This window comes from Cupriavidus sp. GW823-FHT06D04, from assembly GCF_058795055.1.
In genome coordinates, this window is sequence record NZ_JBXAHL010000011.1 from 164,692 (window position 1) to 184,195 (window position 19,504).

Sequence of the window (19,504 nt, forward strand, 5' to 3'; positions counted from 1 at the left end):
CTTAAGCGACGTAGCAGAGAACTTCGCCGCCCACGCCAGTGGCGCGAGCCTTGCGGTCGGTCATCAGACCCTGCGGGGTCGAAATGATCGCCACACCCAGGCCGTTCATCACTTGGGGGATGTCGCTGCGGCCCTTGTACACGCGCAGGCCGGGCTTCGAGACGCGCTCAATGCGCTCGATGACCGGACGGCCGGCGTAGTACTTGAGACCGATGCTCAGTTGTGCCTTGCCGCCATCTTCCTGGACGGCGTAGTCGTCGATGTAGCCTTCGTCCTTCAGGACCTTGGCGATTGCCACTTTCAGCTTCGACGACGGCATGACAACCGACGCTTTCTGCACGCCCTGGGCGTTGCGGATGCGCGTCAGCATATCGGCGATAGGATCGCTCATGCTCATACTGTTTCTCCTGTAGCCTGTGCGTAATTACCAGCTGGCTTTCGTCAGACCCGGGATTTCGCCCTTGAAGGCGATTTCGCGGATCTTGTTACGCGCCAGGCCAAACTTGCGGAAGGTACCGCGGGGACGACCGGTGATCGCGCAGCGGTTACGCTGGCGAGTCGGGTTCGCGTTGCGCGGGAGCTGTTGCAGCTCGAGACGCGCGCTGTAACGCTCTTCTTCCGACTTCTCTTGGTCGTCGATAATGGCCTTGAGGTTGGCGCGCTTGGCGGCATACTTCGCCACCAGCTTGGCGCGCTTCTTCTCACGTTCAATCAGAGCCAGTTTAGCCACGGTTACCCCTTAATTGCGGAACGGGAACTTGAACGCACCGAGGAGTGCCTTGGCTTCCTCGTCGTTCTTTGCCGTCGTCGTGATGCTGATGTTCAGACCACGCAGTGCGTCGATCTTGTCGTACTCGATTTCGGGGAAAATGATCTGCTCTTTCACACCGATGTTGTAGTTGCCGCGACCGTCGAACGACCGGCCCGACACACCACGGAAGTCACGCACGCGCGGCAGGGCCACGGTAACGAAACGATCGAGGAATTCGAACATGCGCTCGCCGCGCAGGGTCACCATCGCACCGATGGGGTAGCCCTGGCGGATCTTGAAGCCGGCGATAGCCTTCTTGGCCTTCGTCACGACCGGCTTCTGACCGGCGATCTTGGTCAGGTCGCCCACGGCGTTCTCAATGATCTTCTTGTCATTGATGGCTTCGCCAAGACCCATGTTCAGGGTGATCTTGGTGATGCGCGGCACTTCCATGACCGACTTGTAGCCGAACTGTTCGATCAGCTTCGGCACAACCTGTTCTTTGTAAAACTCTTGCAGACGTGCTGCCATGCTCAACTCCTATACGTGCCCAGAATCAAGCTGCCACGACGGCGCCGGTGGTCTTCAGCACGCGCACGCGCTTGCCGTCTTCCACCTTGATGCCGACGCGCGACGGCTTGCCATTGGCATCCACGAGCGCAACGTTGGAAATATGCAGGGGCATGACCTTGTCGACCACACCACCGGTAGTGCCCAGCATCGGGTTCGGGCGGGCATGCTTCTTGGCGATGTTCACGCCTTGCACCGCAACCTTGTCGCCCAGGACGGCTTGCACGGTACCGCGCTTGCCCTTGTCCTTGCCGGTCAGCACAATGACTTCGTCGCCTTTGCGAATCTTGTTCATGGCGGCTCCTTACAGCACTTCCGGAGCGAGCGACACGATCTTCATGAAGCGCTCGGTACGGAGTTCACGAGTCACCGGCCCGAAGATACGGGTGCCGATCGGCTCGAGCTTGTTGTTCAGCAGGACGGCGGCGTTGCCGTCGAACTTGATCAGCGAACCGTCAGCGCGGCGCACGCCCTTGGCGGTACGCACGACGACGGCGTTGTAGATGTCGCCCTTCTTCACGCGACCGCGCGGCGCTGCGTCCTTGACGGTCACCTTGATGATGTCGCCAACGCTTGCGTAGCGGCGCTTGGAGCCACCCAGCACCTTGATGCACAGCACTTCGCGCGCACCAGTGTTATCGGCTACTTCGAGCCGGCTTTCTGTCTGAATCATGGTGTTTGTCTTCCCAACTTAATCCGTCAGGTGCAAAAAGCGCCCATCGGTCAGTCTTGGTCCCGTCGGCTCCGGCATTGCGCCAGCTCCGTATGGGTTGATCAACTTTGAAGTCGGTAGGAACCAGGCGATCTCAACAACTTGCTGAGGCCGCTCGGCCCTGGCTCGCTTCACAGGCCCGCCCGGGTGGTACTACAAAGGCGAACGCAACAAAGCGGAAGTCCAGGATTATAGCTACATAATCCTGGACTTGCAAGTCAAGCTAAGAACGTGTTGTTCTTAGATGACGCGTGCAGCCTCTACCAGCCGGGAAACCACCCAGGACTTGGTCCGCGACAGCGGACGGCCTTCCTGGATCTCGACCTTGTCGCCTTCCTTGTACTGGTTGGCTTCGTCGTGTGCGTGGTACTTCTTCGAACGCAGCACGTACTTGCCGTACAGAGGATGCTTGACGCGGTTTTCCACCAAGACCGTAACGGTCTTGTCCATCTTGTCGCTCACGACACGGCCGACCAGGGTACGGCGAAGCGACTTTTCCGTTTGTGCAGCTTCAGTCATTTCGCGTTTGCCTTTTGAGTCAGCACGGTTTGCACACGCGCGATGTCCTTGCGAACCTTTTTCAGCTGGCTGGTGTTCTGCAGCTGTTGGGTCGCCTTTTGCATGCGCAGGCTAAATTGGGCCTTCAGCAGCTCGGAGAGCTCCTGGTTCAGCCCGGCGGCGTCCTTGCCGCGAAGTTCGGATGCTTTCATCCCTGCTCTCCTTACGTCCCGACCTGGCGCACCACGAAATTGGTGGCGATCGGCAGCTTGGCGGCTGCGAGGCGGAACGCCTCACGCGCCAGGTCTTCGGTCACGCCATCCATTTCGTACAGCATCTTACCCGGCTGGATTTCAGCCACGTAATACTCCGGATTGCCCTTACCGTTACCCATACGGACTTCGGCAGGCTTCTTCGAGATCGGCTTGTCCGGGAAGATCCGGATCCAGATGCGGCCGCCACGCTTGATGTGGCGGGTCATCGCACGACGTGCCGACTCGATCTGACGAGCCGTCAGGCGGCCACGGCCCATGGCCTTCAGGCCGAATTCGCCGAAAGACACGGCGTTACCACGGGTAGCCTTACCCGTGTTGCGGCCCTTCTGCTCCTTGCGGTATTTTCTGCGCTTAGGTTGCAGCATCGTTATTCTCCACTCTTCGCATCGCCAGGCGCACCGCGGCGACCGGCACCTGCACCGGCGCCACCGCGACGGTTGCCACCCGGGCGGCCTTCGCCTTCACGGCGGCGGCCTTCCGGACGACCCGGGCGACGACGACGGTCGTCTTGCGGCTCTTCCACCACCGGCGCGTCATTGCGGCCGAGGTGATCACCCTTGTAGACCCACACCTTGACACCGATGATGCCGTAGGTGGTTTCTGCTTCGGAGAAACCGTAGTCGATGTCGGCGCGCAGGGTGTGCAGGGGCACACGGCCTTCGCGGTACCACTCGGTACGTGCGATTTCGATACCGTTCAGACGGCCGGCGCTCATGATCTTGATACCCTGGGCGCCCAGGCGCATCGCATTCTGCATCGCGCGCTTCATGGCGCGGCGGAACATGATGCGGCGCTCGAGCTGCTGGGTGATCGAGTCGGCGATCAGCTGAGCATCGGTTTCCGGCTTGCGGATTTCCTCGATGTTCACGTGCACGGGCACGCCCATGCGACGCTGCAGTTCAGCCTTGAGCAGTTCGATGTCCTCACCCTTCTTGCCGATCACCACGCCCGGACGCGAGCTGTAAATGGTGATGCGTGCGTTGCGGGCGGGGCGCTCGATCACGACGCGGCCAACCGATGCGTTCTTCAGCTTCTTCTTCAGGAAGTCTCGAACTTCGATGTCTTCCTTCAGCATGCCGGCGAACTTCGTGTTGCTGGCGTACCAGCGCGAAGCCCAGTTACGGCTGACAGCCAGGCGGAAGCCAGTCGGATGAATCTTCTGTCCCATCGTGACTCCTTAGTTGCCGAGCGTCACAGTGATGTGACAGGTTTGTTTCTCGATGCGGTTGCCGCGGCCCTTCGCCCGTGCGGTGAAGCGCTTGAGCGAGGTTGCCTTGTCGACGAAGATCGATTTGACCTTCAGTTCGTCGATGTCGGCGCCTTCGTTGTGCTCAGCGTTGGCGATGGCCGATTCGACCACCTTCTTCACGATCCCGGCAGCCTTTTTCGGGCTGAACTGCAGGACATTGAGCGCGCGCTCGATCGGCAGACCACGGATCTGGTCAGCGACCAGGCGCGTCTTCTGGGCGGAGATGCGGGCACCGCGATGAATCGCTTTCACTTCCATGATGGCACCTTACCTCTTCGCTTTCTTGTCAGCCGCGTGGCCCTTGAACGTGCGGGTAATCGCAAATTCACCGAGCTTGTGGCCAACCATGTTTTCCGTAACGTACACCGGCACGTGTTGACGGCCGTTGTGCACGGCGATCGTCAGGCCAATGAACTCCGGCAGAATGGTCGAGCGACGCGACCAAGTCTTGATGGGCTTCTTGTCCTTGCCGCTCGAGGCGACTTCCACCTTCTTCAGCAGGTGGGCGTCGCAGAACGGACCCTTTTTAGCGGAACGAGTCATATCTTTAGCTCCTACCTACCGATTAACGCTTGTGGCGCTTCTGGACGATCATGCTGTCCGTGCGCTTGTTGCTGCGGGTACGGTAACCCTTGGCCGGGGTACCCCACGGCGAAACCGGATCGCGACCAGCGGCGGTCTTGCCTTCACCACCACCGTGCGGGTGATCCACCGGGTTCATCACGACACCACGCACCGTCGGGCGGATACCGCGCCAGCGGGTGGCACCGGCCTTGCCGATGACGCGCAGGCTGTGCTCTTCGTTGCCCACTTCACCGATGGTGGCGCGGCACTCGATGTGCACGCGGCGCACTTCACCGGAGCGCAGGCGAACCTGGGCGTACAGGCCTTCACGAGCCAGCAGCACGGCGGAACCGCCGGCGGCACGTGCGATCTGCGAACCCTTGCCCGGCAGCATTTCCACGTTGTTGATCGTGGTACCGACCGGAATGTTGCGGATCGGCAAGTTGTTACCGGCCTTGATCGGCGCTTCCGAGCCGTTCAGCAGTTGCTGACCGGCAACCATGCCCTTGGTGGCGATGATGTAGCGGCGCTCGCCGTCGGCGAACAGCACCAGCGCGATATTGGCGCTGCGGTTCGGATCGTATTCCAGGCGTTCGACCTTGGCGGGGATGCCGTCCTTGTCGTTACGCTTGAAGTCGACCACGCGGTAGTGGTGCTTATGACCACCGCCCTTGTGGCGGGTGGTGATATGACCATTGTTGTTACGGCCCGACTTCTGGAATTGCTTTTCCAGCAGCGGAGCGTGCGGGGCGCCCTTGTGAAGGTCCTTGTTGACCACCTTCACCATCGAGCGACGACCCGGGGAAGTCGGCTTGGTCTTGACGAGTGCCATGATTACTTGGCCTCCGCTTCAAAATTGATTTCCTGACCCGGCTTCAGCGAAACGTAGGCCTTCTTCACGTGGTTGCGACGCCCCATGAAACGGCCAAAACGCTTCTGCTTGCCCTTCTGGTTCAGGATCTGAACGGACTGCACCTCGACCTTGAACAGCAATTCGACTGCGGCCTTCACTTCTGCCTTGTTGGCATCGCGGGCCACTTCGAACACGACTTGTTCATTCTTGTCGGCGACCAGGGTTGCCTTTTCGGAAACCACCGGCGCGAGCAGCACCTGCATCAAACGATGATCGTTCTTGGCTACTTGCGTCATTTCAGCAACTCCTCGATCTGCGCGACGGCTGCCTTGGTCACCAGCACCTTCTTGTAGTGCACGAGCGACAGCGGATCAGCCTGGCGCGGCTCGACAACTGCCACGTGCGGCAGGTTGCGCGAAGCCAGGTAGAGGTTTTCGTCGAGGCTGTCGGTGATGATCAGCACCGAGTCCAGGCCCATGGCCTTGAACTTGTCGGCCAAGAGCTTGGTCTTGGGCGCGTCGACAGTGAAACCGTCCACCACGTTGATACGACCTTCACGTGCGAGCTGCGAGTAAATCGAGCGCATGCCGGCACGGAACATCTTCTTGTTGACCTTCTGGGTGAAGTTCTCTTCCGGCGAATTCGGGAAGATACGGCCGCCCCCGCGCCACAGCGGCGAGGAAGACATACCGGCACGAGCACGGCCCGTACCCTTCTGGCGCCACGGCTTCTTGGTCGTGTGCTTGACCTCTTCACGATCCTTCTGCTTACGGTTACCGCTGCGAGCGTTGGCCTGGTAAGCGACGACGATCTGGTGAACGAGGGCTTCGTTGTAGTCACGGCCGAACACTTCGGGCGAAGCGTCAACGCCCGCACCGATCTGGCCATTGTCCTGGAGGAGCTTGAGTTCCATTACATGCGCTCCTTAAGCTTTGGCTTTGGCCTTGACGGCCGGGGTGACGATGACCTTGCCGCCCTTGGAGCCGGGAATGGCACCCTTGACCAGCAGCAGCTTGCGCTCTGCGTCGATCTTGGCGATTTCCAGGTTCTGCACGGTGCGGGTGACATCGCCCAGGTGACCGGTCATGCGCTTGCCCGGGAACACGCGGCCCGGATCCTGCGCCATACCGATCGAGCCCGGCACGTTGTGCGAGCGCGAGTTACCGTGGGTGGCACGGCCGGAGGCGAAGTGATAACGCTTGATGGTACCGGCGTAGCCCTTACCGATCGACACGCCCTGCACGTCGATCTTCTGACCGACTTCGAACAGGTCGACCGACAGCGAACCGCCAGCTTGCAGTTCGGCAGCCTTGGCTGCATCGATACGGAATTCGCGGATGATTTCGCCGGCTTCCACGCCGGCTTTGGCGAGATGACCCGCCAGCGGCTTGGTAACGCGGCTTGCGCGTCGTGCGCCGAAGGTGACTTGAACCGCGGTATAACCGTCGGTCTCGTCCGTCTTGATTTGCGTCACGCGGTTGTCGCCGACCTCGACCACGGTAACGGGAATCGAATCACCGTCGTCCGTGAAAATACGGGTCATGCCAACCTTGCGACCTACAAGGCCAAGGCTCATGGTTTGCTCCATTCCCAGCTGCGATTGGCCGGGGCTGATTGATACACGAAAACTGTGTTTGCTGTGGACTTGCGCTAAAGAAGACTGCGCGCGGCCAAAGTGGCCAGCCCACTACCCGAGGAAACGGGTAGCCTTACACTATATCGCAGCGGTTTGGAAAGGGCAATATGAATTGCGGATTCGCCTGCAGTGTTGTAGGCAGGCTGCCGCAGTAGTGGCGCTTGCGTTGCTTGGGGTGTGGTGTGGAGGCGACGACGGGTAGTTGAAGCGCCGTAAAGTGCATCCAGGGATGGTTTGTTCAGGCGGCGATGCGCACGAAATCGCCGCCGTAGAATACCAGCGGTTCGCCCTCCCCGGCGCCGAACGCCTCGACGGCGCCGACGATCAGCAGGTGATCGCCCACCAAGTCGGCCCGCTCCACGCGGCAGGCCAGCGTCGCCAGCGCCTCGTCCAGGTAGGGCACGCCGCGCTCGCAGCGCCGGTGGGCGACGCCCGCGAACTTGTCCGCCGACGGGGTGGCGAAGCGGCGCGCCAGTTCGCCATGGCCCGCGCGCAGAATGCTGACGCCGAAGGGCGCGCCGCGTGAAAACAGGCCCGCATTCGGCGAGTGCATCGCCAGGCTCCACAGGATCAGCGGCGGCGCCAGCGACAACGAGGCAAACGAGTTCACGGTCAGGCCGACGGGCCGGCCCTGCGCCCCGCAGGCGCCGATGACGGCCACGCCGGTGGCATAGCGGCCGCAAACCCGGCGCAGCTCGCGGGGATCATGGACGGAAGTGGCGGGCGTGGCGGCGTGCATGTCAGGCGGCCTCGGCGACGTACTGGTTGATCAGCTGGTGGCAGGCCTGCGGATCCAACCACCACGGGAAGTAGTCCGGCGGATTGTCGAAGCCGTTGGCGATGCGCGCGGCCAGTGCCGGCGCCTGCCCCGCGGCGCCCAGCAGCGCCAGGATATGCGGCGGCGGCGGGGTCAGCAGCGAGTTGGTCCACGCTACCACGTCGCCCGCGTACTGCCAGTACTGGTCGAAGGTGCGCTCCATCCAGGCCTGGTCGAAGGACTGGTCGCCGCGCGCCAGGATCGCATCAAGATAGACCTTGGAGCATTTGGCGGCGTTGTTCGAGCCCTGCCCCGTGATCGGGTCGTTGACCACCACGGCATCTGCCATGCCGAACACCAGCCGCCCGGATGGCAGCGTCAGCACCGGCTTGCGCACCGTTGGCGCGAAGCGACCGGTAAGGATGCCGTTGTCGTCGGTCAGCGCCACCCGCTCGCAGCGCTCGGCTTCCCACGGCAGGTAGGTCTGCAGGATGCGCAGGCTTTCGGCCAGGTGCTGCGCCGGGGTGCGCGCCTCGGCCCAACGGTCCATCGGGCCGCCCGGGATGCCTTCGAACACCATGATCTCGCACGGCCCGGACAGCGTCAGCGCGGGGAAGACGAAGTACTCGCCCACGCCCGGGATCAGGTTGAAGCAAACCCGCGAGAACGGCGTGCGCGGCTCCATGCCGGTCACATAGGTCAGCGCCAGCGCGCGCTGCGGCTTGTCGAAGGGGCTGCGGGAAGCATCGCGCTCGAAGCGGCTGACGATCTCGCCCTTGCCGGCGGCCAGCAGCACGAGGTCATGCTCGCGGGTCAGGTCCTCCAGCTCGTCCAGGCCGACATCGACGATGCGCAGGTCGCCGCCGCGTGCAACGAAGGTCTCCATCCACGCCGGCATCTTCAGGCGCTGGTCCACCGCCTGCGCCGGGCGGTCCAGGGGCGCGGCCCAGTCGATCGCGCGGGCACCGGCCTGCTCGGGATGCGGCACGGCCAGGCCGATGCCCTCCACCGGCGGGCAGGCATCGTCCCACCAGTTCAGCCCGAGCTCGCGCTCGGCCTGCAGCGCGCGGTCGAACATGCACTGGCTGGACATGACTTTCCCGCCGCGGATCTGCTCGGGTGTCCGGTTGGACAGCAGCGTGACCCGGTAGCCGTTGGCTTGCAGCCCGAGGGCCATTTGCAGGCCCGACTGGCCGGCTCCGACGATGGCGATGCGTTGGCTCATGATTTTCTCCTGAAGGTCGTCCGGCGGCATTCAGCCGGCCAGCTTGCCGATGGCGGGCACATTCTGCTCCGGCCCCATGGCGGAATAGCCGCCGTCGACGGCATAGTCGGCACCGGTGACGAAGCTGGCATGGTCGGAACAGAGGAAGAGCACCACCTGTGCCACTTCATCGGGCTCGCCGACGCGGCCCAGCAGGTGAAACGGCGCGGCCACCGCATCGGTGCGGGCGCGGTTGCCGCCGCTGACCTCATCCATTAGCCGGCACCAGGTCCAGCCCGGCGACACCGCGTTGACGCGGATGCGGTCCGGCGCCAGGTCCATCGCCATGCTCCGCGTCAGCTGCGCGATGGCGGCTTTCGACACCGGATAGAGCCAGCGCCCGGTCTGCGCCACGTTGGCCGAGATACTGGTGAAATTGACGATCGCGCCGCCGCCGCGCGCCCGCATGTGCGGATGCACCGCCTGCGCCAGCATCACGCCCGACACCACGTTGACGTCGAGCGCCGCCAGCCAGTCGGCCCGGCCCGAACGGAAGCCGTCATCGAGATAGGTGCAGGCCAGGTTGACCTGGCAGTCCACGCCGCCAAAGCGCTGCACCACCTGCGCCACCGCATCGCGGACCTGTTCGTCACGCGTGATGTCGGTGGCGATGAAGAGTGCGTTCGGCCCGAGCTGCGCGGCCACGCGCTCGCCGTTGGCGGCATCGATATCGAAGATCGCCACGCGCGCGCCGGCCTCGACAAAGGCCCGCGCCACGCCGGCCCCGATCAGCGTGGCGCCGCCGGTGACAATGGCCACCTTGCCCTGCAGTCCTTTCATGCTTGTCTCCTGTGCCGGCAATCGCCGGCGATGGTTGCGGGCGGGCCTCTGCGGGCCCGTTCCGGATCTATGCCGCGCGCTGCCTACTTGCCATCGCTCTGCTGCCAGCGCGCCATCAGCGTGTTCGACGGCAGCGTCTCGTCCAGCAGCTTGCGCGCGGTCTCCACGCCCGCCACCGGCAAACCCGCCGGGTCCAGCTTGCCGATCTGCACCAGCACGCTGGCCTGGTCCCAGTAGATATGCTCGTGGTACAGCTTGTCACCGCGGAACTTGACGATGGCGATCAGCGGGATCTCCACGCGCTTGCCGGTGGGCGGCACGCCGGGCAGCATCCAGTCGATCTCGCAGGTATGCGTGAAGCAGAACAGCATCTCGTCGACGATCTGCGTGGCCCCGACCGTGCGCGACAGCGGGATCAGCGTGGTGTCGGGCGGATTGCTGTGCACGAAATGGTGCTGGTAGAAGCGCCGCAGCTGCGCGTAGCCGACGCCGCCGGTCATGGTCGGGATATGGTTCACATAGGGCTGCGGCACCATCGTCGCCATGGTGGCGTCGACATCGCGGGTGGCGAATTCATACTCGCAGTGCTTGTCCCACAGCGCGGAGAAATCGTAATGCGGCCCCATCTCGCCGCGCAGCGCAGCGATCGAGCGCTGGTGCGCCATCAGCGCCGAGGGCTTGTCGAAGTGCTCGCCGCCCGTGCGTGCAAAGGCATGGTCTACGCCGGCGTAGACGTAGACCTCGATGTTCTCGCGCCCGGCCAGGGCTTCGCAGATCGCAGCCTGGGCCTGCGGCGGGCAGAATCCGTCTTTCTCGGCGATATGCAGCACCAGGCGGCCGCGCACGTTGGCGGCCTCGCCCAGCGCGTGCTCGATGCCCACGCCGTAGTACGCCACCGCGCAGGCCACGTCGGGCAGCCGGCAGGCCGCCAGGTAGGCCAGCTTGCCGCCCAGGCAGAAGCCCAGCACGCCGGTCTGGCCGACGCATTCCGGCCGCGCCCGCAGTGCCTCAAGCGCGGCGCCCACATCCTGCACGCCCGTGGCTTCGTCGAACTGCTGGTACAGGCCCAGCGCCCGCTGGAAGTCCTCGCCGCGGTCGGTCAGCTCGATCCCGGGCGCGATGCGCCAGAACAGGTCGGGCACCAGCACCGTATAGCCCTCCTCGGCGTAGTATTCCGCCACCTGCCGCATGGTCGCGTTGACGCCGAAGATCTCCTGGCACAGCACGATGCCGGGGCCCTTGCCTGCCGCCGGGGTGGCGAGATAACCGCTGAAACTGCCTTCGGGGGTCTGGATCTGGATGGTCTGGCCCATGGCCTGCGCTCCTTGTCGTTCTCTTTCCAGTATCTGGTGGGACTGCCGTGCTGGCTTCCATGATGGTGGCTCCGCACCGCAGCAAACTAGCCGCTGGACGCAGCGGCTATCCGATTAGTGCAGGAAACTTCGGAATCGGTCAACGCCGCAGCGCTGACAGCGGGGCCATCCGCTATAGTGGATCGCGTGGGAAACCGTGCCCGGCCGTCATGCCGGGCCGGCCCCGGAACCAGCGGCGCGCACGGTCACCGGCAGCGCCGCGGCCCCGCCAGAGGAGCGAGACAATGCAGCTGCCCCCCGCCGCCGGACCGCTGGCGAGCGCCCTGCTCGGCGATCCCGCCCGGTGCGTGTTCGCCTCGACCGACCTGGCCGAGACGCGCGCCGCGGTCGGGCGCGTGTTCAAGCCGCACCGGCTCGAGATACGCGGCCCCCGGTTGCAGGCACGCATGCACCATGCGCCGCTTGGCGCGGTCTCGTTCAACCGCCTGGCCTACGGCGCCGACGTCACCATCGACCCCGGCCCGCTCGGCGACTTCCTGCTGGTGCAGATGCCGCTGCAAGGACAGGCCGAGATCCGCTGCGGCGACCAGCACATCGTCTCCACGCCCGACTGCGCTTCGGTGCTGACGCCCAGCGATGCGCTGGCCATGCGCTGGAGCGCCGACAACGACCAGCTGATCGTGCGCATCGAACGCAGTGCGCTGGAACGCGTCTGCGCCGCCCACCTGGGCCGGCGCCCCGAGCAGCCGCTGCGCTTCGCGCTCGGCATGGCCTGGCGCAGCGGCGCCTGGTACGAACTGATGCGCTATCTCGCCGCGATGCTGGAGACCGCGCCCGAGACCGCGCGCCATCCGCTGACCGCCTGCCAGCTGGAACAGCTGGTGATCGGCACGCTGCTGACCTGGCAGCCGCACAGCCTGTCGGACGCTTTGCGCGAGCACGGCAAACCGCTGGCACCACGCCATGTGAAGGTGGTAGAGGAGTACATTCACGCGAACGCCGCTGCGGAGCTGACGCCGGCCTTGCTGGCCGAGGTTGCCGGCGTCAGCGTACGCAGCCTGTTCGCCGGCTTCCGCGAGCATCGCGGCACCGGGCCGATGGCCTATCTGCGCACGGTGCGCCTCGAGCGCGTGCGGCACGACCTGCTGAACGACGCGTCGGTGTCGTCAGTGAGCGGGGCAGCGCTGCGCTGGGGCTTTGCCCATCTGGGGCGCTTCAGCGCGGAGTACCGGCGCGCGTTCGGGGAGTGCCCCGCGCAGACGTTGCGGCGGCGCGGGGCGGGCTAGGCTGGTGATCGCTCAGTTCGTCGCGCAACTGTAGCTGGCAGCAAGACTGGCATCTCCCGACCCCGAGTGCTTCGGGAATTTCGGGTACACGCACAGCGGCATGGTGCGCACCACGGTCTGCCGCGCGTCCATCTTCGAACTCTGCAGCTGTTCAGGGGCCACCGATTTCTCGACCCAGTCGATCATGCCCCCGAGATAGTCGACCTGATCCGGGCCGACACCGCCTTGCACATGCCCGACACCCGGCTCGAGGTAGAAGCGTGCATTGGCCGCACCGGCGCCAGCAAGCTGGGTCATCGCCATGAAATTGCGAACGTGGTCCCTGCCGCTGAGCGGCGAGTCGGCGCCGCCGTGCCACGAAATCAGCTACTTGCCCGATGACACGAATTGCGCGATGGCACGCATATCGTGATCCGCCCCAGCCTGCTGCAAGCCGGCGGCGATCGGCGGCAAGTCCCGCGTCACGTCGAACGTTGCCTGCAAGCTGCCCGGCTGCGTGGCGGGCAACATCTACGCCGCGTTGCCCGTGGCGATGGCGGCGAAGCCGCCGCCGAGGCCCACGTAGTATGGCAAGAATTCGCCAAAATCGGCCCAGTAGTAGCCCGCGTAGACCAGCGCGCCCGCCGCGTCGCTCAGCGGCCCGACCTGTTCCTGAACGGTGCGCAGCTGCCCGGGGGTCAGGCAGGTGGCCGCATCAGCCCCGGGGGCACCGCACGCCAGCGCGGCCGGATGATGCCGTCCCTGATCCCATCCAGCCCGTCACATGCTGCGATCGCGGCAGCGTTCAGCGCTGTCCACTGGGCCGCGGCCGGCATGTCGGTCGGAACCGGCACGCCGGGCCAGGTTGTGCCACGCTGCTGTCTGCGTGGCCATGTTCATGGTTTCCGCGCCGGCGATGATCCCGTCATACTGGTCCGGCCAGCGCTGCGCCGCGATATAGGCATTGCGCCCGCCATTGGACGCGCCGTTGAAGTAGGTATAGCTGGGTGCGCGCCCGTAGAACGCCTTGACTGCTGCCTTGGCGAAAGCGATCGTGGTGCCGACCGCGGCATAGGCATAGTCGGACTTCTCGGTTTGGCTCGTCAGGAATTCGGAGGGGTCGCCAGTACGGTTGCCGCCATTCGACGCGGCGTACGCAACGGCCCGCTGGAGCGGCTGGTACAGGGGGAAGCCGGCGCTGAAGCTCTCCACGGTTTTCACCTGCCCATCGAAACCTCCGCTACCCTGGTGCATCAGCCTGCCCGTCCAGTTGTCCGGCAGATCCACTTCGATGTCGAGCAACGTGCCGCTGGTTGCCGAAACCTTGCAGTAGCCCGGCAGCCCGCCCGCCGCCTCGATGCGCTTTACCGCCGTTATGCTGGCCCTGCCTTACAGCGTAGCGCACGCCGCCGTGTAGTCGACCGCGGCCACGGTTGAAGCTTCAGGCTGCCCATCGCCGCCGCCGCACTCACTGAGCGTGAGTCCGATGCCCAACGCCAGGGCAATGCCGATGGCATTGCCCGAGCGCGGACGCACGGGTCCGGTGAGTCCTTTCAAACATGATTGTCTCCTCTGGGGGGCGCCACGCTTAGGGTTGCGGCTTTGCCGTCACGACTGAAATAAGGTAAAGCCGCTGCGGGGGACGCGCCGGAGCGCCATTTCGCGCTCCCCTTTTTCAAGATTTCGAACGCATGAAGAGGACCAGCACCGGGACGTTGAGCGGTGCGGGGATTGCTGCTTCTCGGGCAGGGCGCCGGGCACCATGACGGACACGCCGATCAGCGTAGCAGCGTTGGCGTCGCGGCTTTGATTTACATCACTTGCGCCAGTTGCAATCGACGTTAGTGATACAACATGATTCAACCAATCAGTGCTTATGTATCACTTTGCGGCGCGAGATGGCGGTGGCAACCGGATCGATTCGTCGCCCTCGCTCGCACGGTACGGGAGCAATCGGGCGAGCAAGGCAGCTGTATGCAAGCCTTGAAAACAAAAACGGCGAACCATACGGTTCGCCGTTTTGCTGCAGCAGGCCGCGGGCGCGGCCCGAAGCATGATTACACCTTGATCTCGACGTCCACGCCTGCCGGCAGGTCGAGCTTCATCAGCGCGTCAACCGTCTTGTCGGTCGGGTCGACGATGTCCATCAGGCGCTGGTGCGTGCGGATCTCGAACTGATCGCGGCTGGTCTTGTTGACGTGCGGCGAACGCAGGATGTCGAAGCGCTGGATGCGGGTCGGCAGGGGCACCGGGCCCTTGACGATCGCGCCGGTACGCTTGGCGGTATCCACGATTTCCGCAGCCGACTGGTCGATCAGGCGGTAGTCGAAAGCCTTCAGGCGGATACGGATCTTCTGGTTCTGCATGATATTTCCTTAAAAGAGCGATTGGGCAACGTGCCCGTTGAATGGGGACATGCCCGACAGGCATGTCCCAGGAAGTGCTTAGTCGAGGATCTTTGCCACGACGCCGGCGCCGACGGTACGGCCGCCTTCACGGATAGCGAAGCGCAGGCCTTCTTCCATGGCGATCGGGGCGATCAGCTTGACGGTGATCGACACGTTGTCACCCGGCATGACCATTTCCTTGTCCTTCGGCAGCTCGATCGAGCCGGTCACGTCGGTGGTACGGAAGTAGAACTGCGGGCGGTAGTTGTTGAAGAACGGGGTGTGACGGCCGCCTTCGTCCTTCGACAGGATGTACACCTCGCCGGTGAAGTGGGTGTGCGGCTTGATCGAACCCGGCTTGCACAGCACCTGGCCGCGCTCGACGTCTTCACGCTTGGTGCCGCGCAGCAGCAGGCCAACGTTGTCGCCGGCTTGACCCTGGTCCAGCAGCTTGCGGAACATTTCCACGCCGGTGCAGGTGGTCTTCACCGTCGGCTTGATACCGACGATTTCGATTTCCTCACCGACCTTCACCACGCCGCGCTCGATACGGCCGGTCACCACGGTGCCGCGACCCGAGATCGAGAACACGTCTTCCACCGGCATCAGGAAGGTACCGTCAACGGCACGCTCCGGCGTCGGGATGTAGGTGTCCAGTGCGTCGGCCAGGTTCATGATGGCCACTTCGCCCAGCTCGCCCTTGTCGCCTTCCAGCGCCAGCTTGGCCGAACCCTTGATGATCGGGGTGTCGTCGCCGGGGAACTCGTACTTGCTCAGCAGCTCGCGAACTTCCATCTCGACCAGCTCGAGCAGTTCAGCGTCGTCCACCATGTCGCACTTGTTCAGGAACACGATGATGTAAGGCACGCCAACCTGACGCGCCAGCAGGATGTGCTCGCGCGTTTGCGGCATCGGGCCGTCAGCGGCCGAGCAAACCAGGATTGCGCCGTCCATCTGGGCGGCACCCGTGATCATGTTCTTCACATAGTCAGCGTGGCCCGGGCAGTCAACGTGCGCGTAGTGGCGGTTGGCCGTTTCGTACTCGACGTGGGCGGTATTGATGGTAATACCGCGTGCCTTTTCTTCCGGCGCTGCGTCGATTTCGTCGTACTTCTTGGCGGCACCGCCGAACTTGGCTGCCAGCACCGTGGCGATCGCCGCGGTCAGCGTGGTCTTGCCGTGGTCAACGTGACCGATCGTACCAACGTTCACGTGCGGCTTGGTCCGCTCGAACTTTTCCTTTGCCATTTTTCAGCTCCTAATGGAATTCAGTCTTGTCGATTCATCACGCCGCCGCGCCCCACGCGGGGTGCGGCGGCAAACAGCTTATTACTTGCCCTTGGCCGTCATCACGGCTTCGGCGATGTTCTTCGGTGCTTCAGCGTAGTGCTTGAATTCCATGGTGTACGTGGCGCGGCCTTGCGTGGCCGAGCGCAGCGACGTGGAATAACCGAACATTTCCGACAGCGGGACTTCGGCCTTGATGATCTTGCCGCCGCCCACCATGTCGTCCATGCCCTGCACGATGCCGCGGCGGGACGACAGGTCGCCCATCACGGTACCCGTGTAGTCTTCCGGCGTTTCCACTTCCACGGCCATCATCGGCTCAAGCAGAACCGGGCTGGCCTTGCGCATGGCTTCCTTGAAAGCCATCGAGCCGGCCATGCGGAACGCGTTTTCGTTCGAGTCCACGTCGTGGTACGAACCGAACGTCAGCGTGACCTTCACGTCTACCACCGGGAAGCCAGCCAGGATGCCGTTCGGCAGCGTGTCGACGATACCCTTTTCGACCGCCGGGATGTATTCGCGAGGAATCACACCGCCCTTGATGGCGTCGATGAACTCGAAACCCTTGCCCGGCTCTTGCGGTTCCAGCGTGATCACAGCGTGACCGTACTGGCCGCGGCCGCCCGACTGCTTGACGAACTTGCCCTCGACGCCTTCGGCCGTCTTGCGAATGGTTTCGCGGTAGGCCACCTGCGGCGCGCCGATGTTGGCTTCCACGCCGAATTCGCGCTTCATGCGGTCGACCAGAATTTCGAGGTGGAGCTCGCCCATGCCCGAAATGATGGTCTGACCCGATTCTTCATCGGTACGCACGCGGAACGACGGATCTTCAGCGGCCAGGCGGTTCAGGGCGATGCCCATCTTTTCCTGGTCAGCCTTGGTCTTCGGCTCGACAGCCTGCGAGATCACCGGCTCCGGGAACACCATGCGCTCGAGCACGATCGGTGCAGCCGGATCGCACAGCGTGTCGCCCGTGGTGGCGTCCTTCAGACCCACTGCAGCGGCGATGTCGCCGGCCAGCACTTCCTTGATTTCTTCGCGCTGGTTGGCATGCATCTGCAGAATACGGCCCAGGCGTTCCTTCTTGCTCTTGACCGGGTTGTACACGGTGTCGCCCGAATTGATCTTGCCCGAGTAGACGCGGAAGAAGATCAGCTGACCAACGAACGGGTCGGTCATGATCTTGAACGCCAGTGCCGAGAACTTTTCGTTGTCGTCAGCCTTGCGCTCGAGCTTCTTCTCGCTGTCGTCCTCGTCCGTGCCGGTAACCGGCGGAATGTCGACCGGCGACGGCAGGAAGTCGATCACGGCGTCGAGCATACGCTGCACGCCCTTGTTCTTGAACGCGGTGCCGCACAGCATCGGCTGTATTTCGCAGGCGATGGTACGGTCACGCAACGCCTTGACGATCTCGGCGCGGGTCAGCTCTTCGCCGCCCAGGTACTTTTCCATCAGCTCTTCGCTGGCTTCGGCGGCGGACTCGACCATCTTCTCGCGCCATTCTTCAGCGGTGGCTTGCAGCTCAGCCGGGATGTCCTGGTATTCGAACTTCACGCCCTGGCTGGCTTCGTCCCAAATGATCGCCTTCATTTCCAGCAGATCGACGACGCCCTGGAAGCCGTCTTCAGCGCCGATCGGCACCACGACGGGCACCGGGTTGGCCTTCAGGCGGGTCTTCAGCTGGTCGTAGACCTTGAAGAAGTTCGCGCCGGTACGGTCCATCTTGTTGACGAATGCCAGACGCGGCACGCGGTACTTGTTGGCCTGACGCCAGACGGTTTCCGACTGCGGCTGCACGCCACCCACTGCGCAGTACACCATGCACGCGCCGTCCAGCACGCGCATGGAACGCTCCACCTCGATGGTGAAGTCCACGTGGCCCGGGGTGTCGATGATGTTGAAGCGATGCTCGGGGTAGTTGCCGGCCATGCCCTTCCAGAAGGCGGTGGTCGCAGCAGACGTGATGGTGATGCCGCGCTCCTGCTCCTGCTCCATCCAGTCCATGGTGGCCGCGCCATCATGCACTTCACCGATCTTGTGGTTCACACCGGTGTAGAACAGGATCCGCTCGGTCGTGGTGGTTTTACCCGCGTCAATGTGAGCCGAAATACCGATGTTACGGTAGCGCTCAATAGGAGTCTTACGAGCCACTTTAATCCTCTATTCGTCCGTGAGGCGCCGGCATCTCATGGCCCGCGCCCCTAACACAAACGGGCGAGATGTGTAAAAACACAGCCCGCCCGGCAACCAACAAACGCTATCGCGCGCTTAGAAGCGGAAATGCGAGAACGCCTTGTTGGCTTCGGCCATGCGGTGCACTTCGTCGCGCTTCTTCATTGCGCCGCCACGGCCTTCCGATGCTTCCAGCAGCTCACCTGCCAGGCGCAGCGCCATCGACTTCTCGCTGCGTTTCTTCGCGGCCTCGCGCAGCCAACGCATCGCCAATGCCAGACGACGCGACGGACGGACTTCGACCGGAACCTGATAGTTGGCGCCGCCCACGCGACGGCTCTTCACTTCCACCACCGGCTTCACGTTGTTGATGGCAACGGAGAACACTTCGATGGGGGCCTTGCCTGCCTTCTTTTCGATCTGGTCGAACGCGCCATAGACGATACGTTCGGCAACCGACTTCTTGCCGTCCAGCATCAGCACGTTCATAAACTTGGCAACTTCAACGTTGCCGAACTTCGGATCAGGCAGAACATCCCGCTTGGGGACTTCACGACGACGTGGCATCTTCTTTCCTTTAGATTCAGTTGAGAGCGCGGTCAGTTTTTCCCGCTCTCCGGCCACCAACTAGCTTGCATGCGATAGACAGCAAATTCGCCGGGTGACCACTTACTCGACGGCACGGTTGCCAAAAAGGCGCTCCGTTGTACCGCCGCCTGGTGACAGCACCATGACTCGCGCCACAGGCTATCGTTTGTTGCTTCGGGTCTTTCCGACCCAGGCTGCTTAAGCTTAGGCTGCCTTCGGACGCTTCGCGCCGTACTTCGAACGAGCCTGCTTGCGGTCCTTCACGCCTTGCAAGTCGAGCGAGCCACGGACGATGTGGTAACGCACACCCGGCAAATCCTTCACACGGCCGCCGCGGATCAGCACGACCGAGTGTTCCTGCAGGTTGTGGCCTTCACCGCCGATGTACGAAATGACTTCGAAACCGTTGGTCAGGCGCACCTTGGCAACCTTACGCAGTGCCGAGTTCGGCTTCTTCGGCGTCGTGGTGTACACGCGGGTGCACACGCCACGGCGCTGGGGGCAGTTCTCAAGCGCCGGGCTCTTGCTCTTGACGACTTCAGAGACGCGCGGCTTGCGAACCAGTTGGTTGATAGTTGGCATT

Annotated in this window: 29 protein-coding genes; 1 reads left to right on the forward strand and 28 read right to left on the reverse strand. The window is 63.5% G+C overall.

What is annotated here, in order from left to right; all coding sequences use genetic code 11:
* Nucleotide 1 precedes the first annotated feature (1 nt).
* The 19 genes from rpsH to AC1Q7H_RS16600 all read right to left on the reverse strand — a co-directional run bounded on the left by rpsH (nt 2) and on the right by AC1Q7H_RS16600 (nt 11,222).
* Nucleotides 2–397, reverse strand: coding sequence for a 30S ribosomal protein S8 (gene rpsH / locus AC1Q7H_RS16510; protein ID WP_010812384.1), 396 nt, complete (start codon nt 395–397; stop codon nt 2–4).
* 27 nt (nt 398–424) lie between these two features.
* Nucleotides 425–730 carry a 30S ribosomal protein S14 gene (gene rpsN / locus AC1Q7H_RS16515; protein WP_010812385.1) on the reverse strand — a complete coding sequence of 102 codons (306 nt, stop codon included), beginning with the start codon at nt 728–730 and terminating at the stop codon, nt 425–427.
* 9 nt (nt 731–739) lie between these two features.
* On the reverse strand, nt 740–1,282 hold the full coding sequence (gene rplE, locus AC1Q7H_RS16520; RefSeq protein ID WP_010812386.1) for a 50S ribosomal protein L5: 543 nt from the start codon (nt 1,280–1,282) through the stop codon (nt 740–742).
* 25 nt (nt 1,283–1,307) lie between these two features.
* A complete protein-coding gene (rplX, locus tag AC1Q7H_RS16525) occupies nt 1,308–1,616 on the reverse strand; it encodes a 50S ribosomal protein L24 (RefSeq protein ID WP_010812387.1) in 309 nt (102 codons plus the stop codon).
* Nucleotides 1,617–1,625: 9 nt separating this feature from the next.
* A complete protein-coding gene (gene rplN, locus AC1Q7H_RS16530; protein ID WP_010812388.1) occupies nt 1,626–1,994 on the reverse strand; it encodes a 50S ribosomal protein L14 in 369 nt (122 codons plus the stop codon).
* 279 nt (nt 1,995–2,273) lie between these two features.
* Nucleotides 2,274–2,552 carry a 30S ribosomal protein S17 gene (gene rpsQ / locus AC1Q7H_RS16535; protein WP_010812389.1) on the reverse strand — a complete coding sequence of 93 codons (279 nt, stop codon included), beginning with the start codon at nt 2,550–2,552 and terminating at the stop codon, nt 2,274–2,276.
* Nucleotides 2,549–2,743 carry a 50S ribosomal protein L29 gene (gene rpmC, locus AC1Q7H_RS16540; RefSeq protein WP_010812390.1) on the reverse strand — a complete coding sequence of 65 codons (195 nt, stop codon included), beginning with the start codon at nt 2,741–2,743 and terminating at the stop codon, nt 2,549–2,551. Before rpmC ends, rpsQ begins: the two co-directional genes overlap by 4 nt.
* 11 nt (nt 2,744–2,754) lie before the next feature.
* Nucleotides 2,755–3,171: a 50S ribosomal protein L16 gene (gene rplP / locus AC1Q7H_RS16545; RefSeq protein WP_013958242.1), complete on the reverse strand. Its 417-nt coding sequence runs from the start codon at nt 3,169–3,171 to the stop codon at nt 2,755–2,757.
* A 2-nt stretch (nt 3,172–3,173) separates the two neighbouring features.
* Nucleotides 3,174–3,974 carry a 30S ribosomal protein S3 gene (rpsC, locus tag AC1Q7H_RS16550; RefSeq protein WP_013958243.1) on the reverse strand — a complete coding sequence of 267 codons (801 nt, stop codon included), beginning with the start codon at nt 3,972–3,974 and terminating at the stop codon, nt 3,174–3,176.
* Nucleotides 3,975–3,983: 9 nt separating this feature from the next.
* On the reverse strand, nt 3,984–4,313 hold the full coding sequence (gene rplV, locus AC1Q7H_RS16555) for a 50S ribosomal protein L22 (protein WP_013958244.1): 330 nt from the start codon (nt 4,311–4,313) through the stop codon (nt 3,984–3,986).
* Between the two features lie 9 nt (nt 4,314–4,322).
* Nucleotides 4,323–4,598 carry a 30S ribosomal protein S19 gene (gene rpsS / locus AC1Q7H_RS16560; RefSeq protein WP_010812394.1) on the reverse strand — a complete coding sequence of 92 codons (276 nt, stop codon included), beginning with the start codon at nt 4,596–4,598 and terminating at the stop codon, nt 4,323–4,325.
* Nucleotides 4,599–4,620: 22 nt separating this feature from the next.
* Nucleotides 4,621–5,451: a 50S ribosomal protein L2 gene (gene rplB, locus AC1Q7H_RS16565; protein ID WP_013958245.1), complete on the reverse strand. Its 831-nt coding sequence runs from the start codon at nt 5,449–5,451 to the stop codon at nt 4,621–4,623.
* A gap of 2 nt (nt 5,452–5,453) precedes the next feature.
* Nucleotides 5,454–5,768: a 50S ribosomal protein L23 gene (gene rplW, locus AC1Q7H_RS16570; RefSeq protein ID WP_006576245.1), complete on the reverse strand. Its 315-nt coding sequence runs from the start codon at nt 5,766–5,768 to the stop codon at nt 5,454–5,456.
* Nucleotides 5,765–6,385 (reverse strand): 50S ribosomal protein L4, encoded by a 621-nt coding sequence (gene rplD / locus AC1Q7H_RS16575; protein WP_010812396.1) that lies wholly within the window; start codon nt 6,383–6,385, stop codon nt 5,765–5,767. The genes rplW and rplD overlap by 4 nt, the downstream gene beginning before the upstream one ends.
* A 12-nt stretch (nt 6,386–6,397) precedes the next feature.
* Nucleotides 6,398–7,048: a 50S ribosomal protein L3 gene (gene rplC, locus AC1Q7H_RS16580; protein ID WP_013958246.1), complete on the reverse strand. Its 651-nt coding sequence runs from the start codon at nt 7,046–7,048 to the stop codon at nt 6,398–6,400.
* A gap of 298 nt (nt 7,049–7,346) precedes the next feature.
* Complete coding sequence (locus AC1Q7H_RS16585) at nt 7,347–7,847, reverse strand: flavin reductase family protein (protein ID WP_211980380.1); 501 nt, start codon at nt 7,845–7,847, stop codon at nt 7,347–7,349.
* A gap of 1 nt (nt 7,848) precedes the next feature.
* Nucleotides 7,849–9,090, reverse strand: coding sequence for a styrene monooxygenase/indole monooxygenase family protein (locus AC1Q7H_RS16590; RefSeq protein ID WP_492381479.1), 1,242 nt, complete (start codon nt 9,088–9,090; stop codon nt 7,849–7,851).
* A 30-nt stretch (nt 9,091–9,120) separates the two neighbouring features.
* The gene (locus AC1Q7H_RS16595) at nt 9,121–9,909 is read right to left on the reverse strand and encodes an SDR family oxidoreductase (protein WP_492381480.1); all 789 of its coding nucleotides are present in this window, start codon (nt 9,907–9,909) and stop codon (nt 9,121–9,123) included.
* Nucleotides 9,910–9,992: 83 nt separating this feature from the next.
* On the reverse strand, nt 9,993–11,222 hold the full coding sequence (locus AC1Q7H_RS16600) for a dienelactone hydrolase family protein (protein WP_013958250.1): 1,230 nt from the start codon (nt 11,220–11,222) through the stop codon (nt 9,993–9,995).
* A gap of 284 nt (nt 11,223–11,506) precedes the next feature.
* On the opposite strand from AC1Q7H_RS16600, the gene AC1Q7H_RS16605 reads away from it, so the two are divergent.
* On the forward strand, nt 11,507–12,508 hold the full coding sequence (locus tag AC1Q7H_RS16605) for an AraC family transcriptional regulator (protein ID WP_013958251.1): 1,002 nt from the start codon (nt 11,507–11,509) through the stop codon (nt 12,506–12,508).
* 12 nt (nt 12,509–12,520) lie between these two features.
* Here the strand turns inward: AC1Q7H_RS16605 and AC1Q7H_RS16610 are convergent, their stop codons facing one another.
* The 9 genes from AC1Q7H_RS16610 to rpsL form a co-directional block, all read right to left on the reverse strand.
* Complete coding sequence (locus tag AC1Q7H_RS16610; RefSeq protein WP_492381483.1) at nt 12,521–12,874, reverse strand: tannase/feruloyl esterase family alpha/beta hydrolase; 354 nt, start codon at nt 12,872–12,874, stop codon at nt 12,521–12,523.
* Nucleotides 12,875–13,018 carry a hypothetical protein gene (locus AC1Q7H_RS16615; protein ID WP_492381481.1) on the reverse strand — a complete coding sequence of 48 codons (144 nt, stop codon included), beginning with the start codon at nt 13,016–13,018 and terminating at the stop codon, nt 12,875–12,877.
* Between the two features lie 249 nt (nt 13,019–13,267).
* Nucleotides 13,268–13,789, reverse strand: coding sequence for a tannase/feruloyl esterase family alpha/beta hydrolase (locus AC1Q7H_RS16620; protein ID WP_492381482.1), 522 nt, complete (start codon nt 13,787–13,789; stop codon nt 13,268–13,270).
* An 87-nt stretch (nt 13,790–13,876) separates the two neighbouring features.
* Entirely contained in the window at nt 13,877–14,044 is a 168-nt protein-coding gene (locus tag AC1Q7H_RS16625) for a hypothetical protein (RefSeq protein ID WP_153955111.1), read from the reverse strand.
* Nucleotides 14,045–14,544: 500 nt separating this feature from the next.
* Entirely contained in the window at nt 14,545–14,853 is a 309-nt protein-coding gene (gene rpsJ, locus AC1Q7H_RS16630) for a 30S ribosomal protein S10 (protein ID WP_006160488.1), read from the reverse strand.
* A 78-nt stretch (nt 14,854–14,931) separates the two neighbouring features.
* On the reverse strand, nt 14,932–16,122 hold the full coding sequence (tuf, locus tag AC1Q7H_RS16635) for an elongation factor Tu (RefSeq protein WP_010810470.1): 1,191 nt from the start codon (nt 16,120–16,122) through the stop codon (nt 14,932–14,934).
* Between the two features lie 81 nt (nt 16,123–16,203).
* Nucleotides 16,204–18,312, reverse strand: coding sequence for an elongation factor G (gene fusA / locus AC1Q7H_RS16640; protein ID WP_013958257.1), 2,109 nt, complete (start codon nt 18,310–18,312; stop codon nt 16,204–16,206).
* 117 nt (nt 18,313–18,429) lie between these two features.
* On the reverse strand, nt 18,430–18,900 hold the full coding sequence (gene rpsG / locus AC1Q7H_RS16645; RefSeq protein WP_010810459.1) for a 30S ribosomal protein S7: 471 nt from the start codon (nt 18,898–18,900) through the stop codon (nt 18,430–18,432).
* A gap of 225 nt (nt 18,901–19,125) precedes the next feature.
* Nucleotides 19,126–19,503 (reverse strand): 30S ribosomal protein S12, encoded by a 378-nt coding sequence (gene rpsL, locus AC1Q7H_RS16650; protein ID WP_010810460.1) that lies wholly within the window; start codon nt 19,501–19,503, stop codon nt 19,126–19,128.
* Nucleotide 19,504: the final 1 nt, after the last annotated feature.

Bases quoted from the DNA above. Each gene is read 5' to 3' on its own strand.
- rpsH (WP_010812384.1), bottom strand. From the start codon at position 397: ATGAGCATGAGCGATCCTATCGCCGATATGCTGACGCGCATCCGCAAC.
- rplE (WP_010812386.1), bottom strand. From the start codon at position 1,282: ATGGCAGCACGTCTGCAAGAGTTTTACAAAGAACAGGTTGTGCCGAAG.
- rplX (WP_010812387.1), bottom strand. From the start codon at position 1,616: ATGAACAAGATTCGCAAAGGCGACGAAGTCATTGTGCTGACCGGCAAG.
- rplN (WP_010812388.1), bottom strand. From the start codon at position 1,994: ATGATTCAGACAGAAAGCCGGCTCGAAGTAGCCGATAACACTGGTGCG.
- rpsQ (WP_010812389.1), bottom strand. From the start codon at position 2,552: ATGACTGAAGCTGCACAAACGGAAAAGTCGCTTCGCCGTACCCTGGTC.
- rpmC (WP_010812390.1), bottom strand. From the start codon at position 2,743: ATGAAAGCATCCGAACTTCGCGGCAAGGACGCCGCCGGGCTGAACCAG.
- rplP (WP_013958242.1), bottom strand. From the start codon at position 3,171: ATGCTGCAACCTAAGCGCAGAAAATACCGCAAGGAGCAGAAGGGCCGC.
- rpsC (WP_013958243.1), bottom strand. From the start codon at position 3,974: ATGGGACAGAAGATTCATCCGACTGGCTTCCGCCTGGCTGTCAGCCGT.
- rplV (WP_013958244.1), bottom strand. From the start codon at position 4,313: ATGGAAGTGAAAGCGATTCATCGCGGTGCCCGCATCTCCGCCCAGAAG.
- rpsS (WP_010812394.1), bottom strand. From the start codon at position 4,598: ATGACTCGTTCCGCTAAAAAGGGTCCGTTCTGCGACGCCCACCTGCTG.
- rplB (WP_013958245.1), bottom strand. From the start codon at position 5,451: ATGGCACTCGTCAAGACCAAGCCGACTTCCCCGGGTCGTCGCTCGATG.
- rplW (WP_006576245.1), bottom strand. From the start codon at position 5,768: ATGACGCAAGTAGCCAAGAACGATCATCGTTTGATGCAGGTGCTGCTC.
- rplD (WP_010812396.1), bottom strand. From the start codon at position 6,385: ATGGAACTCAAGCTCCTCCAGGACAATGGCCAGATCGGTGCGGGCGTT.
- rplC (WP_013958246.1), bottom strand. From the start codon at position 7,048: ATGAGCCTTGGCCTTGTAGGTCGCAAGGTTGGCATGACCCGTATTTTC.
- AC1Q7H_RS16585 (WP_211980380.1), bottom strand. From the start codon at position 7,847: ATGCACGCCGCCACGCCCGCCACTTCCGTCCATGATCCCCGCGAGCTG.
- AC1Q7H_RS16590 (WP_492381479.1), bottom strand. From the start codon at position 9,090: ATGAGCCAACGCATCGCCATCGTCGGAGCCGGCCAGTCGGGCCTGCAA.
- AC1Q7H_RS16595 (WP_492381480.1), bottom strand. From the start codon at position 9,909: ATGAAAGGACTGCAGGGCAAGGTGGCCATTGTCACCGGCGGCGCCACG.
- AC1Q7H_RS16600 (WP_013958250.1), bottom strand. From the start codon at position 11,222: ATGGGCCAGACCATCCAGATCCAGACCCCCGAAGGCAGTTTCAGCGGT.
- AC1Q7H_RS16605 (WP_013958251.1), top strand. From the start codon at position 11,507: ATGCAGCTGCCCCCCGCCGCCGGACCGCTGGCGAGCGCCCTGCTCGGC.
- AC1Q7H_RS16615 (WP_492381481.1), bottom strand. From the start codon at position 13,018: ATGTTGCCCGCCACGCAGCCGGGCAGCTTGCAGGCAACGTTCGACGTG.
- rpsJ (WP_006160488.1), bottom strand. From the start codon at position 14,853: ATGCAGAACCAGAAGATCCGTATCCGCCTGAAGGCTTTCGACTACCGC.
- tuf (WP_010810470.1), bottom strand. From the start codon at position 16,122: ATGGCAAAGGAAAAGTTCGAGCGGACCAAGCCGCACGTGAACGTTGGT.
- rpsG (WP_010810459.1), bottom strand. From the start codon at position 18,900: ATGCCACGTCGTCGTGAAGTCCCCAAGCGGGATGTTCTGCCTGATCCG.
- rpsL (WP_010810460.1), bottom strand. From the start codon at position 19,503: ATGCCAACTATCAACCAACTGGTTCGCAAGCCGCGCGTCTCTGAAGTC.